General features: G+C 69.5%; 13 protein-coding genes. 5 read left to right on the top strand and 8 right to left on the bottom strand.

Annotation, left to right across the window (positions count from 1 at the left end; translation table 11 throughout):
- Positions 1-137 precede the first annotated feature (137 nt).
- Entirely contained in the window at positions 138-818 is a 681-nt protein-coding gene (locus CG747_RS42365) for a TetR/AcrR family transcriptional regulator (RefSeq protein WP_100607224.1), read from the top strand.
- A gap of 660 nt (positions 819-1478) precedes the next feature.
- Positions 1479-1874 (top strand): GNAT family N-acetyltransferase, encoded by a 396-nt coding sequence (locus CG747_RS42360; RefSeq protein ID WP_100607223.1) that lies wholly within the window; start codon positions 1479-1481, stop codon positions 1872-1874.
- A 228-nt stretch (positions 1875-2102) separates the two neighbouring features.
- Here the strand turns inward: CG747_RS42360 and CG747_RS42355 are convergent, their stop codons facing one another.
- The 5 genes from CG747_RS42355 to CG747_RS42330 form a co-directional block, all read right to left on the bottom strand.
- Complete coding sequence (locus CG747_RS42355; RefSeq protein ID WP_100607222.1) at positions 2103-2576, bottom strand: hypothetical protein; 474 nt, start codon at positions 2574-2576, stop codon at positions 2103-2105.
- A gap of 372 nt (positions 2577-2948) precedes the next feature.
- Positions 2949-3347, bottom strand: a complete 399-nt coding sequence (locus CG747_RS42345) for an ACT domain-containing protein (protein ID WP_100607221.1) — start codon at positions 3345-3347, stop codon at positions 2949-2951.
- 1270 nt (positions 3348-4617) lie between these two features.
- Positions 4618-5433, bottom strand: a complete 816-nt coding sequence (locus CG747_RS42340) for an SDR family NAD(P)-dependent oxidoreductase (RefSeq protein ID WP_100607220.1) — start codon at positions 5431-5433, stop codon at positions 4618-4620.
- A 216-nt stretch (positions 5434-5649) separates the two neighbouring features.
- Complete coding sequence (locus tag CG747_RS42335; RefSeq protein ID WP_100607219.1) at positions 5650-6276, bottom strand: UbiX family flavin prenyltransferase; 627 nt, start codon at positions 6274-6276, stop codon at positions 5650-5652.
- A 222-nt stretch (positions 6277-6498) separates the two neighbouring features.
- The gene (locus tag CG747_RS42330; protein ID WP_100607218.1) at positions 6499-7968 is read right to left on the bottom strand and encodes a UbiD family decarboxylase; all 1470 of its coding nucleotides are present in this window, start codon (positions 7966-7968) and stop codon (positions 6499-6501) included.
- Positions 7969-8144: 176 nt separating this feature from the next.
- On the opposite strand from CG747_RS42330, the gene CG747_RS42325 reads away from it, so the two are divergent.
- Together CG747_RS42325 and CG747_RS42320 are read left to right on the top strand one after the other, a co-directional pair.
- The gene (locus tag CG747_RS42325) at positions 8145-8579 is read left to right on the top strand and encodes a MarR family winged helix-turn-helix transcriptional regulator (RefSeq protein ID WP_180985959.1); all 435 of its coding nucleotides are present in this window, start codon (positions 8145-8147) and stop codon (positions 8577-8579) included.
- 246 nt (positions 8580-8825) lie between these two features.
- On the top strand, positions 8826-9320 hold the full coding sequence (locus CG747_RS42320; protein WP_146022261.1) for a DUF1269 domain-containing protein: 495 nt from the start codon (positions 8826-8828) through the stop codon (positions 9318-9320).
- Here the strand turns inward: CG747_RS42320 and CG747_RS42315 are convergent.
- Positions 9306-10325, bottom strand: coding sequence for an alpha/beta hydrolase (locus CG747_RS42315; protein WP_257981103.1), 1020 nt, complete (start codon positions 10323-10325; stop codon positions 9306-9308). The genes CG747_RS42320 and CG747_RS42315 overlap by 15 nt on opposite strands.
- Between CG747_RS42315 and CG747_RS42310 the strand changes: the two genes are divergently transcribed.
- Positions 10324-11085 (top strand): response regulator transcription factor, encoded by a 762-nt coding sequence (locus CG747_RS42310; protein ID WP_257981102.1) that lies wholly within the window; start codon positions 10324-10326, stop codon positions 11083-11085. The genes CG747_RS42315 and CG747_RS42310 overlap by 2 nt on opposite strands.
- Before the next feature lie 144 nt (positions 11086-11229).
- Here CG747_RS42310 and CG747_RS42305 read toward each other — a convergent pair whose 3' ends face one another.
- Together CG747_RS42305 and CG747_RS42300 are read right to left on the bottom strand one after the other, a co-directional pair.
- Positions 11230-12183, bottom strand: coding sequence for a hypothetical protein (locus CG747_RS42305; protein ID WP_257981101.1), 954 nt, complete (start codon positions 12181-12183; stop codon positions 11230-11232).
- Between the two features lie 149 nt (positions 12184-12332).
- On the bottom strand, positions 12333-13100 hold the full coding sequence (locus tag CG747_RS42300) for an oxygenase MpaB family protein (RefSeq protein ID WP_257981100.1): 768 nt from the start codon (positions 13098-13100) through the stop codon (positions 12333-12335).
- Positions 13101-13118: the final 18 nt, after the last annotated feature.

Genomic DNA, 13118 nt, shown 5'->3' with positions numbered 1-13118 from the left:
ATATGGCGAGTAGTTCAGCAGAGAAACTCGCAGCCGCTCACCTCTGCGGCAGAGAGCTGACCGCGGGGCACCGCGGCATCAAGTCACGCTAACCCGCTAAACGGTCGGCCTCTTCCGTTTGTGATTAAGTGGGAGACATGCCTGCCCAACTGCCTCGGAATCCGCCCCTTTCCGCCTCCGGCCCCCGCGCCCCGGGGCAGAGAGCCGACGCCCGGCACAACCGCGCCCGGCTCCTCCAGGCCGCCCGCGAGGCGTACGCCCTCGACGGCACCGACGTCTCTTCCAGCGCAATCGCCCGCAGAGCGGGTGTGGGTGCCGCCACCCTCTACCGGCACTTCCCGACCCGCGGCTCGCTGATCGCCGCTGCGTTCTCCGAACAACTCAGCCAGTGCGTCGCGGCGCTCGACGAGGCCCTTCAGGACGACGATCCCTGGCACGGACTTCGCAGCGTCCTCACCAAGGTGTGCATGATGCAGGCCCAGGACCGCGGGTTCAGCGCCGCGTTCCTCTCCCAGTTTCCCGACGCGCCCGACGTCCATCGTGAGCGTGCCCGCGCCGAGGCAGGCCTCGCCCAGCTGGTCCAGCGTGCGAAGGACATTGGACAGCTGCGCAAGGACTTCGACCCCAGCGACGTCACCCTCCTGCTCCTGGCCAACAACGGCGTCGTGCAAGAGTCCCCGGCGGCCTCCATGGCCGCATCCCGCCGCCTGCTCGCCTACTTCCTCCAGTCCTGCCTGCCGACGGACGGCCCACCCCTGCCCCAGCCCGCGCCGCTGCGCCTTGACGACCTCTACAAGCCACCGCATCGAACGGGGTGACCGCCGGCGTCCGCCCGGAGGCACACGACCCCGACGTGGATGTCCCTCACTCCCCACCACCGCACCGGCGTCATTTCTGCCCGACGTTTCGGAGCCTCGTGACGCCAACCGCCTCCGAAGACCAGCTGACGGTCACCATGCCTTTCCCAGGCCGGGCCGGCCATCTCACCGACACCCAACGGCTGCCTGTGACCAGCGGCTTCAAGACGATGGGCCTTCACTGACGCGGGAGGTCCCTCATGGCGTCCTCGCAGCCGCGGACCCAGTCATCAAGGCGCTCCCGCGCGACACCCTGGGCGGTCTTCTCCTGGCGGGAGGCGAGACGGCAGTCGATGCTGACAATCCGGCCAGAATGGGTGAAGGCGGAGGCGGGTGGCGTCTGTCCCGTGCCGGTACCGTCCGTGGGCGTAGCGGACGTGGTGGGTGTGCTGGGCGTGGTGGGCGTGGTGGGGAAATCGCGCTTGGTGTGCTCCTTGGCGGTGAGTTCTCGCCGGCCTCTCGTATCCGTGGAACTCTGGTGTCGTGGAGGGCCATGTCAACCGGATCACGATGCTCAAGCGGCAGATGTTCAGCGGCGGCTGGATTCGAACTCCTCCGCAGCGAGTTCCCCTAACTCCTCATCGGATCAATGAACTTGGCACGGACATTACGATCGCCGGAATGACGACCGAGTACGAGTGGCGGGGCGACTTCGACAACGCCGCCCTCAACGCCCTGCACGCCGACGGCTTCGACCACCCGGTCGCTCAGACTGACTGGCGAGAACGACTTGAGCGCCACAGCCTCGGCTGGGTCTGTGCCTGGGAGGACGGATCGCTGATCGGCTTCGTCAACGTTGTCTGGGACGGCGGAGTTCACGCCTTCCTCCTGGACACGGTGGTCGCCCGGCATCGCCGGGCGAGAGGCATTGGCGCCGCGCTGGTCGCAACCGCGGCTCACGAAACTCGTGCCGCGAAGTGCGAATGGCTCCACGTCGACTTCGAGGAGCACCTGCGTTCGTTCTATTTCGATGCCTGCGGCTTCAAGGAGACGGCAGCCGGTCTGATTGCTCTGTAGCACCGGGAGCCGAGCTTCGGGCCGGGGTGCACAGGACCAGAAGCGGTATCAACCGGCCCTTGCCGCACCCCTGACTCAATCTCGATCGTCACCGAGTCACCGAGTCACCGAGTCACCGAGTCACCGAGTCACCGAGTGTGACTGCACCACACAGGTTGAATCAGAGTCCGACCTCGTGAATAAAGCCAACTGTCGGAAAGTCACGGCCGAAGCACATGAGTCGGCGCGTCACTGCTCATCGAGCGACGGCTGTCGGGCAAGGAACTCCTCGAACGCTGCCTTCTGCTTCGGATCCATGAAGCCTTGGCGGACATTGCGGGCCTGCTCTTGGAGCCAGTGCGCCTCGCCGGGGTCCAGCAGCTCGGCGACCACCACGCCACCGCGAGCCACCGCCGTGCGCCCTCCTACGCGACGGCGAAAGAGCGTGAACGCACCGAATTCCGCCGGGTGAGCCAGTTCCGGTTCTGCCGTCTCGGCCCAGCTCTCGTCCCCGGCGTCACCCTTCGGATAGGCGGTAGGGGCCCAATGCTCCCAGAGCGCCAGCGTGGCCGCGGGCACCAGCACGGCACGCTCCACTCCTCCATTCCCCTCCCACATGAACGTGACAGTGACGGGCTCACCGACCGCCTCCGCCAGCCCGAGCACCCTCTCCACCTCATCGTTGATCGGGTAACCCACTACAACATCGATCTGAATGCCCATGGCGCCTGAGGCTACTGGCCGCCTCTGACATGCCAGGCCCGCCGCCCACCGCGGATCTCGAACCTGCGGGGGGGCACCCTTCTATCCGTGTGAGATCGCCGACCGGGCTGAGGAGCGCCGTCCGCACCGACGACGCCGGCTGGTGAAGAACGCCGAGCTGGGAGGGCCAAAAGCCCATCGGAAAAGGCGTACGTATCCCGAAAGAACCGGGCCCACCTGCGACAGCAGGGTATTCGCTGCACCATTCCGGACAAGGTCGACCAGGCACCGGGCCGTCACCACGCGGTATGACCAGGTCGCGGTCCGGTACGGGGCGACCGTCCTCGTCACAGTCATCAATGAGTGGCCGCGACCGGTACTCCCCCTACCGGCTCAGGCGGAGCGTCGCGCCAAACTCTCCAGGACGGCCATCGCTCGGTCAGCGTGCTGGTACGGGACAAACAGGTGGTCGTGATGGAATCCGGCGACGACGTTGCAGCTCAGGCCGGCGTCGGTGAGTTCCCGCGAGACCGCGGCGGTCAGGCCGACCGCCTCGAGCGCGGAGTGGATGCGCAAAGTGATCCAGCCGGCCACGTAGTCGTATGCCAGCCCCGCCGCATCCGCTTCTTCAAGCGGCACAACCAGGGTCAAGCCCTCGCGCTCGGCAACTGTGACCACAGGGGTGACGCCGGAGGGCACACCGCCCTCGACCATGGTGAACACATAGCGGCCCGGAGCCAGCTCCGGACGCATACCGCTCAGCAGTTTCTGCAGATCACTCTCACCAGTCACGCCAACCACCTTAAGCACTATGCATGTGTCACAGCCAGCACTTCCGATACGCGCCCTGGTCCCGCACGGCTGGTCATGAAGCAGCGCCCTGGTGTCTACCAGCTCAACGCCATGCTCGCCGAGAAGCGTCGCCGCCGGGAGAACGCTAAGCGCCGCGAGAACCTCAAAGCCGTTTCCTGAGGGGCTTTGTGCCCGCAGCTGGCTTTATGAGGGATCCTGAAACCCGGCCTCGATCGCCCTTGCCAGGATGCTCTCCGCTTCGCCGGCGGTCACTCCCACGTCCTTCCTGCGGCGCTTCGCCCCCGCGGACGGCAGCCAGACTGCGCTCCCGGGCTACGCCCCGCCAGCGGCAGCTGGCTGTCCAGCAACCAGCACTCGGGGATCGGAGCTCGGCTGTGGCCGGTGAGCAGCCGCGGCTAGCGGCCCACTCTCAACTCCCCTGTGCTGAATCGGAATTATCTGGGGACCGTTACGATCGACATACGACAACTGGAGGTAATCACGATGAATACTCGCTCCGGCTGGTTAGCTCGGATTGCGGCCTTTCTTCTGCACGGACGTCGCGCTCGCCTCGATCACCCTGACGCGCACCGTGCCGCCAGGCCGGACCAGCACGCTGGCCTTGCCATGCACTACCGCCCTTCGTCTCCTTCGCTAGGCGGCTCCGGCAACTCCGGCTCCCTTTCCTGACCACAAGCGGGGTGCGGGCACCTCGACCAAGCCCCATACCCCGTCAGCTCCCTGCGCGAGGTGCCCGACAATCGCCAAGCCGGCCAGATAGTTGGCCAGATGGCGACACCCTCCGGCCAGGCAGCACGAGCAGAAGCCTGGCGACCGCGTGCCGCCGCAGGCTCACGGCAGCCTGGTGATCGATGCATCGGTACGGCTGGGCCCGACAGTCACGGCCGGCTGACGACGGCCAGGCGGCTCCGGCACCGCTATGCCCGGGGCGCCGACATCGGCCTGCGTCTAAGTGCGGGTGCGGGGATGTCGAGCGGATCGGGCGGCGTGTGCGGCGTGTGTCGCACGCGGTCGCCGAGCAGCTGTCGTCGGGCTGCGGCCGGGAACACCGGCTGCGCACCGAGCAGGCCACCGGCGCGCTCAACACCGGGTTCGGTGCCGGGATCGTGGGCGGCCCAGCGGTGGCCTGTCTGCCGATTGGCCGAGGTCGGCCACCGCCTCGCCCGCGCCGCCGGCATCGACATCCCCGGCGTCGAGCACGTCTGCCGCCGGGGCGTAGTCCAGGCCGAGCCTCCCGTCGGGTGGTCCGCTACGTGCGCGGGGTGCGCGCCTCGATCCGGTAGTCGAAGGCGGCGCCGCCGACGCCGACCTGGGTCACCCCGCCGTCGACGGTGAGGACGGCTCCGTTGACGTAGGACGCGGCGGGCGACAGCAGCCAGTCGATCGCCTCGGCGACCTCTTCCGGATCACCGGGCCGCCTGGCGGGATTCAGTCGGTTGGCCTCCTCGTATGCCGCTTCGGCACCGCCCGCCAGCTCCGCTTCCGCCGCGAACCGTGCCATGCGTTGGTCGGCCATCTCGGTGCGCACCCAGCCCGGGCACACCGTGTTGGCCCGCAGCCCCTGCGGCCCGTAGTCGACGGCCAGGGAGCGGCACAGGTGGAGCAGACCTGCCTTGGACGTCGCGTAGGCGGCGTTGCCGGCGCTGTTGCGGAGCGCGGCGACCGAGGCGACCGCGACCACCGCGCCGCGGGCCGCCAGCAGATGCGGCAGCGCGGCCCGCAGCAGCAGGAACGGGCCGGTGAGGTTGGTTCGTATCAGCTCTTCCCAGTCCTCGACCTCGGTGTCGCCGACCGCGCCGCCCCGCCCGATTCCGGCGTTGAGCACCACACCGTCGAGTCTGCCGTAGGCCGTCACCGTCGCCTCGACCAGCTCACGCACGGCCTGGGGGTCGGCGGCATCGGAAGGGTGGGCCAGCGCTCCGGTCTCCTCGGCCACCCGCCGCAGCGGCTCGGGCCGCCGCCCGGAGATCACGACCTGGTGCCCGGCGGTGCGCAGCAGCCGGGCGGTGGCGGCCCCGATTCCCGTTCCCCCGCCCGTCACCAGGACAACACGCTGTTCCGACATGCTCGTTCGCCTCCGAAGGTGGTCGTAGTCGCTTCCGGTTCCCCGCGCTGTGAGCATACGAATCGTCGGCGCCACCGGGTGGATCGGATGCCGCTGTCGTCGGCAGCGGGGCAGGAACAGAGCCTCGCCAGACAGCGCACAGGACTGCCACGTGGCGGCAGGCCGAGGCATCCGCTCTTCTTGTTGAGTTCGGGAACGGTGGCGGCGTGGGGCGTTTCAGCCGGTGGCTTCTGTCGGTTCGGCCGGTCGAGGAGTGCGAAAGGTGCGCCGGGCGCGTGCTGTGGAGGGGCCTTCCCAGCGCACGGCTCGCTCGCTGTCGAGGCCGAACTGGTCCATGACACGGGCGACGACGTGGTCGACGAGGTTGTCGATGGTCTCCGGCTTGTTGTAGAAGGCCGGCATGGGCGGCAGGATCGTCGCGCCCATCCGGGACATGGCCAGCATGTTCTCCAGGTGGATGGTGGACAGGGGCGTCTCGCGGACACCGAGTACGAGGTGCCGGCCTTCCTTGATGACGACGTCCGCGGCCCGCGCGATCAGATCGCTGCCGTACCCGGCCCGGATCGCCGCGAGGGTCTTCGCGCTGCAGGGCAGGATCACCATGCCGTCGGTGCGGAAGGAACCGCTGGAGATCGATGCCGCTTGGTCGTCCGCGCTGTGCGTGACGTCGGCGAGGGCGGCAACGTCCTGGGATGTCCAGCCTGTTTCCATGGCGATGGTCGGCTTCGCCCAGCGGCTCATGATCAAGTGTGTCTCCACGTCCGGCTGTTCCCGCAGTTGCTGCAGGAGCCGGATGCCGAACACGGCCCCTGTGGCTCCGGTCATTCCGACGATCAGTCGCATGAGACGGCCTTTCGTGTCCTGGTGTCCTGGTGTCCTGGTGTTCGTGTCGTTCGGTGGTCCTGCTTGCCCCTCGCACCGGTTCCTGCGATGGCCGGGATCAGTGCCGGGTGACCGCTCGTGCAAGCTGTCGAAGCGGGAGCCGGGAACCGCGGGCCGGCCCGTCGAGACCGGCCCGCGGCTGCCAGGGTGCCGGGCGAGTGTGCCCGGCACCCTGACGTTGTGTCAGCGTGCGTAACGCGCCAGCACCTTGGCCCGTACCTCGACCGGGTACGCGTCCGCGAAGGTGCTCTGCCGCTCGCGCTCGCCGGGTGCGGGAAGCAGGGCCTCGTGGATGACCTTGGTCGCCCGGGCGGCGTGCCGCTCCTGGGGGGTGTAGCAGGTGAGCAGGGGCAGGATCGGGCTGTCCTCGAAACGGACCAGGCGCCCGTCGGGGTGGACGCGGGTGGCCAGCGCCCACAGCAGGTCGGCGTCGTCGGCGGGGTCGAAGTCGTCGTCCATCAGGAAGACCTGCGGGAGGCAGGAGCCGAACTTGGTGCCGAACACCGCCTCGCCGACGCGGCGCGCGTACTGCTCCTCGCTGACCCCGGGCAGCAGTTCGCGCCAGTTCCCCGGCGCGGTGACGACCAGCCAGTGACTGGCACAGCTCAGGGGCGCCCAGGCGGAGGCCGCGGGCAGGCCGGCCGCGCGGATGGCGTCCAGCGCGCCGGCGGCTTCGCCGATCCCGGTCACGGTGTGGAAGTCGTCCGCCGGCTTGCCCTCCGCGACCAGTGGCCAGATCGGCGCGTCGCGGTGGGTGATGGCCTCCACGCTGTAGATCGGCTGGAGGGTGGTCTCGCGCGGGATGTAGCCGGCGAACTCGCCGAACGGGCCTTCCACGCCGTCCCGTTGGACGGACAGGTGGCCCTCGATGACGATCTCGGCGCCGGCCGGGACCATCAGGTCGGACAGCTCCGCCTTGACCACCTCCAGCGGGCGGCCGATCAGTGCGCCTATGTACGCGGCTTCCGCCACGCCGTCCCCGATCGGGATGCCGCCGACGTACGGGATCGCCGGGTCGCCGCCCTGGACCAGTGCGTAGGGCATGGGCTTGCCGAGGTCGGCCCATTGCTGCCAGACCTGTGCGATGTGCTGGGGGTGCATGACCAGACCGGTCATGTGCTTGCCGTCGATCATCATGATCCGGGCGATGGACCAGTTGGTCCACGAGCCGTCCGGGGTCTGGGCGATGATCACGCCGTAGGTGTTGGCGTAGCGGTTGCCGTCGCCCTCGTGCACGAAGGGGACGGGGAAGCGGTTGAGGTCGGCGTCCTCTGCGAGCAGGACGTTCTGCTTGACCGGGGCCGCCTCGGCGGCGATCGCGACCGGTGGCACACCCGGGCGGTGTCGGGTGGCGACCAGGTGCTCGACGATTTCGCGTCCGGTGGACTCGGGCCGCAGGCCGACGCTGAGTGCGACCCGTGCGTAGGGCCGGCTCGGGTCGGAGCTCAGTGCGGCCGGGGCGCCGAGCAGGCGGAAGCCTTCGGCGACGCCCGCGACGTTCTCGAAGAGCGGGGCCGGGAGGCGGCGCTCGGTGCTGTAGCGGGTCTGGGCGGCGGTCTCCAGGTTCCAGTCCACCTGCTCGTGGACGTGGTCGAGATCGCCCAGCTTCTCCAATGCCTCGATGTGCTCGCGAAGATCGGACGGATGCTGCACGGGAACCTCCTCGTGAGGATTATCAGTACACTGATATCAATGTACAGACATTCCGTGTACTGACATTCAGCCCGGGCATCTCCGCCCTGCTCCCTGTGCCAAGATCTTCGCCAGGAGCCCCCACGCCAGGCCCCTCCACACCCACCCGCGCTGCAACGATCGGAGACACCACGGTCATGGCCGAGCAACCCCTCACCGAGATTCCGATGCATCTGCTGCGCCGGGCGCTGCAACAGCTCACCGCGGTCTGGCAGGCCGAGGTCCCCGACCTCACCGCTCCCCAGTACGCCGTCCTGATCGTCCTCGCCGACTCCCCCGGCCTCACCCAGGTCGAGCTCGGCAAGGCCACCGCAATCGACCGGTCCACGATGGCCACCATGCTCGACCGGCTCGCCTCCCGCGGTTGGATCACGCGCGAGGTCGACCCCGCCCACCGCCGCCGCCACCAGGTCCGGCTCACCCCCGAGGGCCACACCCTCCTGCGCCGCGTCACCCCCGCGGCCGACCGCGCCAACAGCTGGCCCGTCGAACGACTCGGCGCCCAGCGAGTGGAGCAGCTCCTGCCGCTGCTGCGGGAGCTGGCCGAGGCGGACACCGAACGCGGCGACTGAGCACTCGCCATGACCGACGGCCCTCGATCCGCGCGGCAGTTCGCGACGAAGGGCCGCCGAAGGTCGCCGGCCGGACCACGTGAGGACCTTCAGGTCGTCCGGCAGGAGCGGACCCGCAGCCTCCGGCGCGCACTGATCACCACTCCACGTCAGCGCCTGCACACCGCCCGCTGAACGCACCGGCCCCTCGGCATGCCAGGCCCCGCTGGGGTGCGCCAAGGGCGGGGAGCGCCAACAGTGGACATCATGAACGACAACATCCTTTTCCTGAACGTCGACGGCCCGCAGGCCGGCCAGCAGGCGCTCGACGCGCTGCGGCAGGCGCACGCCAACGGCGAGGTGAAACTGCGCGAGGCAGCGGTCGTCGCACGCGACGCCGACGGCGTCCTCGACTTCCCCGACGCCGTCGACAACACCGGAACCGCCCGGGCCTTCACCGTCGGCGGCCTGATCGGCGGGCTCCTGGGCATCCTCGGCGGCCCGCTCGGCATCATGATCGGCTTCGGCGCGGGCGGCCTGATCGGCGGCGCCCATGACGCACGCGAGGCGACCGCATCCAACGCCGTGCTGGAGATGCTGGCCTCGGAAGTACCGCCGGGAAGCACCGAGCTGGTGGCCGAACTGGTGGAGGAGGATTCATCACTCGTCGACGGACTGCTCGCCCCTTACGGGACGGCCACGCGCTATCCCACGAGAGAGATCCGCAAGGAAGTGGAGAAGGCCATGTCACAGCGGGGTTAGGCCGGGCTCGGCGCACCGGCCCCGGCACTGCCCTCTCCCCCGTGGCGCAGTGTCCGGGGCCGGCTCGTGCACTCGGGTGCCGGACGGCGCGTGCGACGGCTCTGCCCGGCGCCCGGGAGCGTGCCGGGTTGCTACTTTCGCCCGGCCGCAGCCCGGCAGGTCAGGTCCTTGGCGGGGAGCCTGCCCGTGGTAGACCGTGGCCGCCGTGTCCGCGCAGGTGTTGCCGTCCGGGGCGTAGAGGACGCCGTGTCCCTCGCCGCCGGCGACGGTGAGCATCCGGGAGCCGCGCAGGGCCCGATGCATGGCCTGGCCCGCGAAGAGGGGGGTCTGGGGGTCCCACTCGTTCTGTGTGATCAGCGCGCCGACCGTGTTGTCGATCCTGGTCTGCGGCTCACTGCCCTGCCTCCAGAAGGCACACGGCTTGATCGTGGCAGCGAAGTCGCCGTACAGCGGATCCCGGGCCTTGTCGCGGATCGCCTCGCGGCGGTACCGCTCGGGGTCGTGCGACCAGGTGCGGGTATCGGCGCACATGACGGACCAGGCAATGGAGGCGTAGTTGTCGTCGGACTCCTCGGCCTGACCGGGCGTGCCGGACGGAGCCGGGGTGTTGCCCTCCGCCGGGTTGTTGCCCTCCGCCGCCTTCTGCAGCCGGCCGGCCGGCAGGTCCAGTCCCGGTGCGCCCGGGCCGCCGGGGTTGAGCAGGAGAACGCCCCGGCGCTCCTTCGTGCTGCTCGCCTTCAGCCGCGATATCGCAAGGCCGATCGCCTTGCCGTCGGGATCGCTGTAGTCCAACGGCACTGTGAGCGTCGCGCACTGCAAGGTGTCGGGGCCCTTGGTGTCGCAGCGTTTCCACTGGAGCTTTTGCTGCGTGTAACGCCGCAGGGATTCCTCGGCAGTTGAGGCGCGGGCTGACGTGGACGCGGTGAAGTCCGTTGCGGGCGTCAGCGCCTGGGGGGCCGGAGCGCTGGCGGCTCGCGGTCCGGCTGCCGGTACGCTTGCCCGCATGATCGGCTCACACACGAGCGCCGCAGCGGTCACGACCAGCCCTGACGCGAGTGCAGCCGTCACGACTGGCGCCGCCCTCGGCACCGTCGGCATCCCCAGCAGCCCCCCTGTCACCCTCGTGATCGCGGACGACGACGAGGTGACCCGCAGCGGCCTGTGCACGCTCCTCGCGGCCCAGTCGGGGATTGCGGTGGTCGGGGAGGCCGCCGACGGCGTCGAAGCGGTCGAGCGGGCACGGCAGTTGCGGCCGGACGTGGTCCTGATGGACGTGCGGATGCCACGCCTCAACGGCATCGAGGCCACCCGGCAGCTCCTCGCCGAGTCGGCCGCGCCGCCGAAGGTCGTGGTGATCACCACCTTCGAGAACGACGGCTATGTCACCGCCGCGCTCAGCGCGGGGGCCAGTGGGTTCGTGCTCAAGCGGCTCCCGGTCCCCAAGGTCGCGGAGGCGGTGCGGGTGGTGGCGGCGGGCGAGGCGATCCTCTTCCCGGCGGCCCTGCGCCAGATGGTCACCGCCCGCCCGCTGGGCTCCGCCGAGGCGCTGCCGCAGGCGGCGCTGACGGTACGGGAGGAGGAGGTGCTGCGTCTGATGGCCACCGGCCTGTCCAACCCGGAGATCGCGCAGTCGTGCGGGGTGAGCCTGGAGACGGTGAAGACGCACGTCGGGAACGTGCTGACCAAGCTCGGCGCACAGAACCGGACCCACGCGGTGGTGATCGCGTACGAAACCGGCCTGGTCGTGCCCGGAGTCGCGGGCTGACACAGCATCAGGTCGCCTGGCCTGGGCTGCCTGTGCCGCTGAACAGCCTTCCGGGCGTGGTGCAGGAACGGCCATGGGAAGTTGGGGAGTTGGGGAGTTGCCTGCCCTCGTGGCGGGAGAAGTCGGCCGCGCAGCTCCGCAGGGCTAGTCCCGCCACCGCACCCCGTGCCGCCGCCGCAGCCGGTGGATCTCCCACCAGGCCACCGCCGTCACCGACATCGGGCCACCGAGGAACGCGCAGACCGCGAGCGGCGCCGGGCCCGGCGGCAGGCCGCCCGCCGACAGGCCGAGGAAGGCGAACACCCAGACCAGGACGGTGGTGACCAGCGCGGGCAGCGCCGCGTGCAGGGTGGACAGGTTGAAGGCGTGGCGCAGCGCCGGACCGGAGGCGAAGCAGAGGAAGAAGATCACCCACCAGAACGGCACCCAGCACACGAACATCACGGCCACCCAGAGCAGCAGCCCGGACCGCCCGTTGGCACCGCTGGGCAGCAGCCCCATCCCCTTGCTCGCCGCCGTGAACAGCAGCGGCACCAGCGTCCAGGCACCGAAGTACCACAGGGCCGACCGACCGGCCGGCCACAGCTGCGTCCGCATGGCCTGCCGCGTCCCGGGCCCGGCCGCCCAGAAGAGCAGCGCCACCACCACCGCCGCACTCAACAGCGCCATCCAGGGCGCGAACAACAGCCGTTGCAGGAACTGCTTCTGTGCGTCCGCCACGTCCTGCCAGCCACCGAACATGGCCAGCAGTGCCCCCGACAGGACCAGGGCCGCCCAGGCCCGTATCCGCTGCACCCGGAGCACCTCGGGATCCTCGGCGCGCCCTTCCGGGCGTACGGGGAAGATCCGGCGCGCCGTGCGGCGGGCCGTACGTGCCAGTTGGTAGCCGACCAGCAGCGGTACGGTCAGCCACCACAGGCACGGGAGGAGCAGCATCAGCAGCACCCTGGGGCGCATCTGCCCCCGCGGCCCCCGCAACACCTCCTCCAGCGGCGGCCATTCGTCCTCACGCAGCCGTCGCCACAGCGGTATGTATGTCTGCGGCGGGTCGCTCGCGGGCCGCCGCCTTCCGGACGGGTGGGGTGCGTCGATGCTCATGGGCGTCCCTTCCACGGTCCCGCAAGGGGACGCGACCCGGCCCGGCGACGGTTCCGGCCGGATGCCCCGACCAGCCACGTCTGCTTCTCGGCGGCGCCCTCACGCCGAGTCGGCGTCCAGCCGGCTCCGAGCCGCTCTGAAACCAGTGATCATGCAGCGGGGGCGGCCGCACGAGACGAAGGGCCGTGGGTGCGGGCTCGTCGCATCCGGAAGCGTCGACCCCGCAGTGCGGCGGAAACCAGTCCTCTCACGAGTAGGCCGGGGCGCGGAAGCTCAAAGGTGTTTCGGAGCCGCTCTCCGAGAAGGCAGGTGAAGATCCCGTCGGCCAGCGGTGAGAGGAGGCGGGGCATGCGGTCGGACAGCAGGGACCGGGTTGCCGTGACGAGGCTGTGCCCTTCTGCGGTGCTACGGAATGTGCGGACTTCGAATGCGTCCATCCATGTGGTGAATTCCTCGAAGGATTCGGGGACGTCGGTGATGCCCATCCGTTCGGCCAGGAGTGAGTAGAACGTGTGGGTTGCGCTCTTCTCGGCCTGGGTCGTCTGACGCCAACTGTGCGTATCGATCCAATGGATGGGCGTGATGCAGAACGCTGCCAGTACGTATACGAAGTCCTCGTTGGAGACGGCAAGACCCGAGTGGAGCCGTATCAGCTTCTGTACGGCCGCCTCCCCCTCCTCCGTGTCCAATCCGTGCTCGATGAGGGTGTACATGAGCTCGCCGGTGGCCTTCGCTCGGACACGCGGCTGCCTGGTCAGTTTTCCTGTGCCGGCCAGTACGCGGGCGACGGAGGGGACGGCGAAGGTTCGGTAGAAGCCGAGGTTCAGCCCGAGCTTCACATCGCCGGGGAAGTGCGTGAGCGCCATTTCCCGGTAGACCGCTTGGGCTTCCTGCTGTTCCTCAGTTGTCCATGGCACAGAAGGTCACCCGCGCTT

It is taken from the genome of Streptomyces sp. CB02959 (genome assembly GCF_002803155.1).
Taxonomy (GTDB): domain Bacteria; phylum Actinomycetota; class Actinomycetes; order Streptomycetales; family Streptomycetaceae; genus Streptomyces.
Note: the sequence above shows the minus strand (reverse complement) of the source record. Positions and strands in the feature narration are given on the sequence as shown.

Excerpts from the sequence above, each read along its gene's own strand:
- CG747_RS42360 (WP_100607223.1), top strand. The coding sequence starts at position 1,479 with ATGACGACCGAGTACGAGTGGCGGGGCGACTTCGACAACGCCGCCCTC.
- CG747_RS42310 (WP_257981102.1), top strand. The coding sequence starts at position 10,324 with ATGATCGGCTCACACACGAGCGCCGCAGCGGTCACGACCAGCCCTGAC.
- CG747_RS42305 (WP_257981101.1), bottom strand. The coding sequence starts at position 12,183 with ATGAGCATCGACGCACCCCACCCGTCCGGAAGGCGGCGGCCCGCGAGC.
- CG747_RS42340 (WP_100607220.1), bottom strand. The coding sequence starts at position 5,433 with ATGTCGGAACAGCGTGTTGTCCTGGTGACGGGCGGGGGAACGGGAATC.
- CG747_RS42365 (WP_100607224.1), top strand. The coding sequence starts at position 138 with ATGCCTGCCCAACTGCCTCGGAATCCGCCCCTTTCCGCCTCCGGCCCC.
- CG747_RS42325 (WP_180985959.1), top strand. The coding sequence starts at position 8,145 with ATGGCCGAGCAACCCCTCACCGAGATTCCGATGCATCTGCTGCGCCGG.
- CG747_RS42355 (WP_100607222.1), bottom strand. The coding sequence starts at position 2,576 with ATGGGCATTCAGATCGATGTTGTAGTGGGTTACCCGATCAACGATGAG.
- CG747_RS42320 (WP_146022261.1), top strand. The coding sequence starts at position 8,826 with ATGAACGACAACATCCTTTTCCTGAACGTCGACGGCCCGCAGGCCGGC.
- CG747_RS42335 (WP_100607219.1), bottom strand. The coding sequence starts at position 6,276 with ATGCGACTGATCGTCGGAATGACCGGAGCCACAGGGGCCGTGTTCGGC.
- CG747_RS42315 (WP_257981103.1), bottom strand. The coding sequence starts at position 10,325 with ATGCGGGCAAGCGTACCGGCAGCCGGACCGCGAGCCGCCAGCGCTCCG.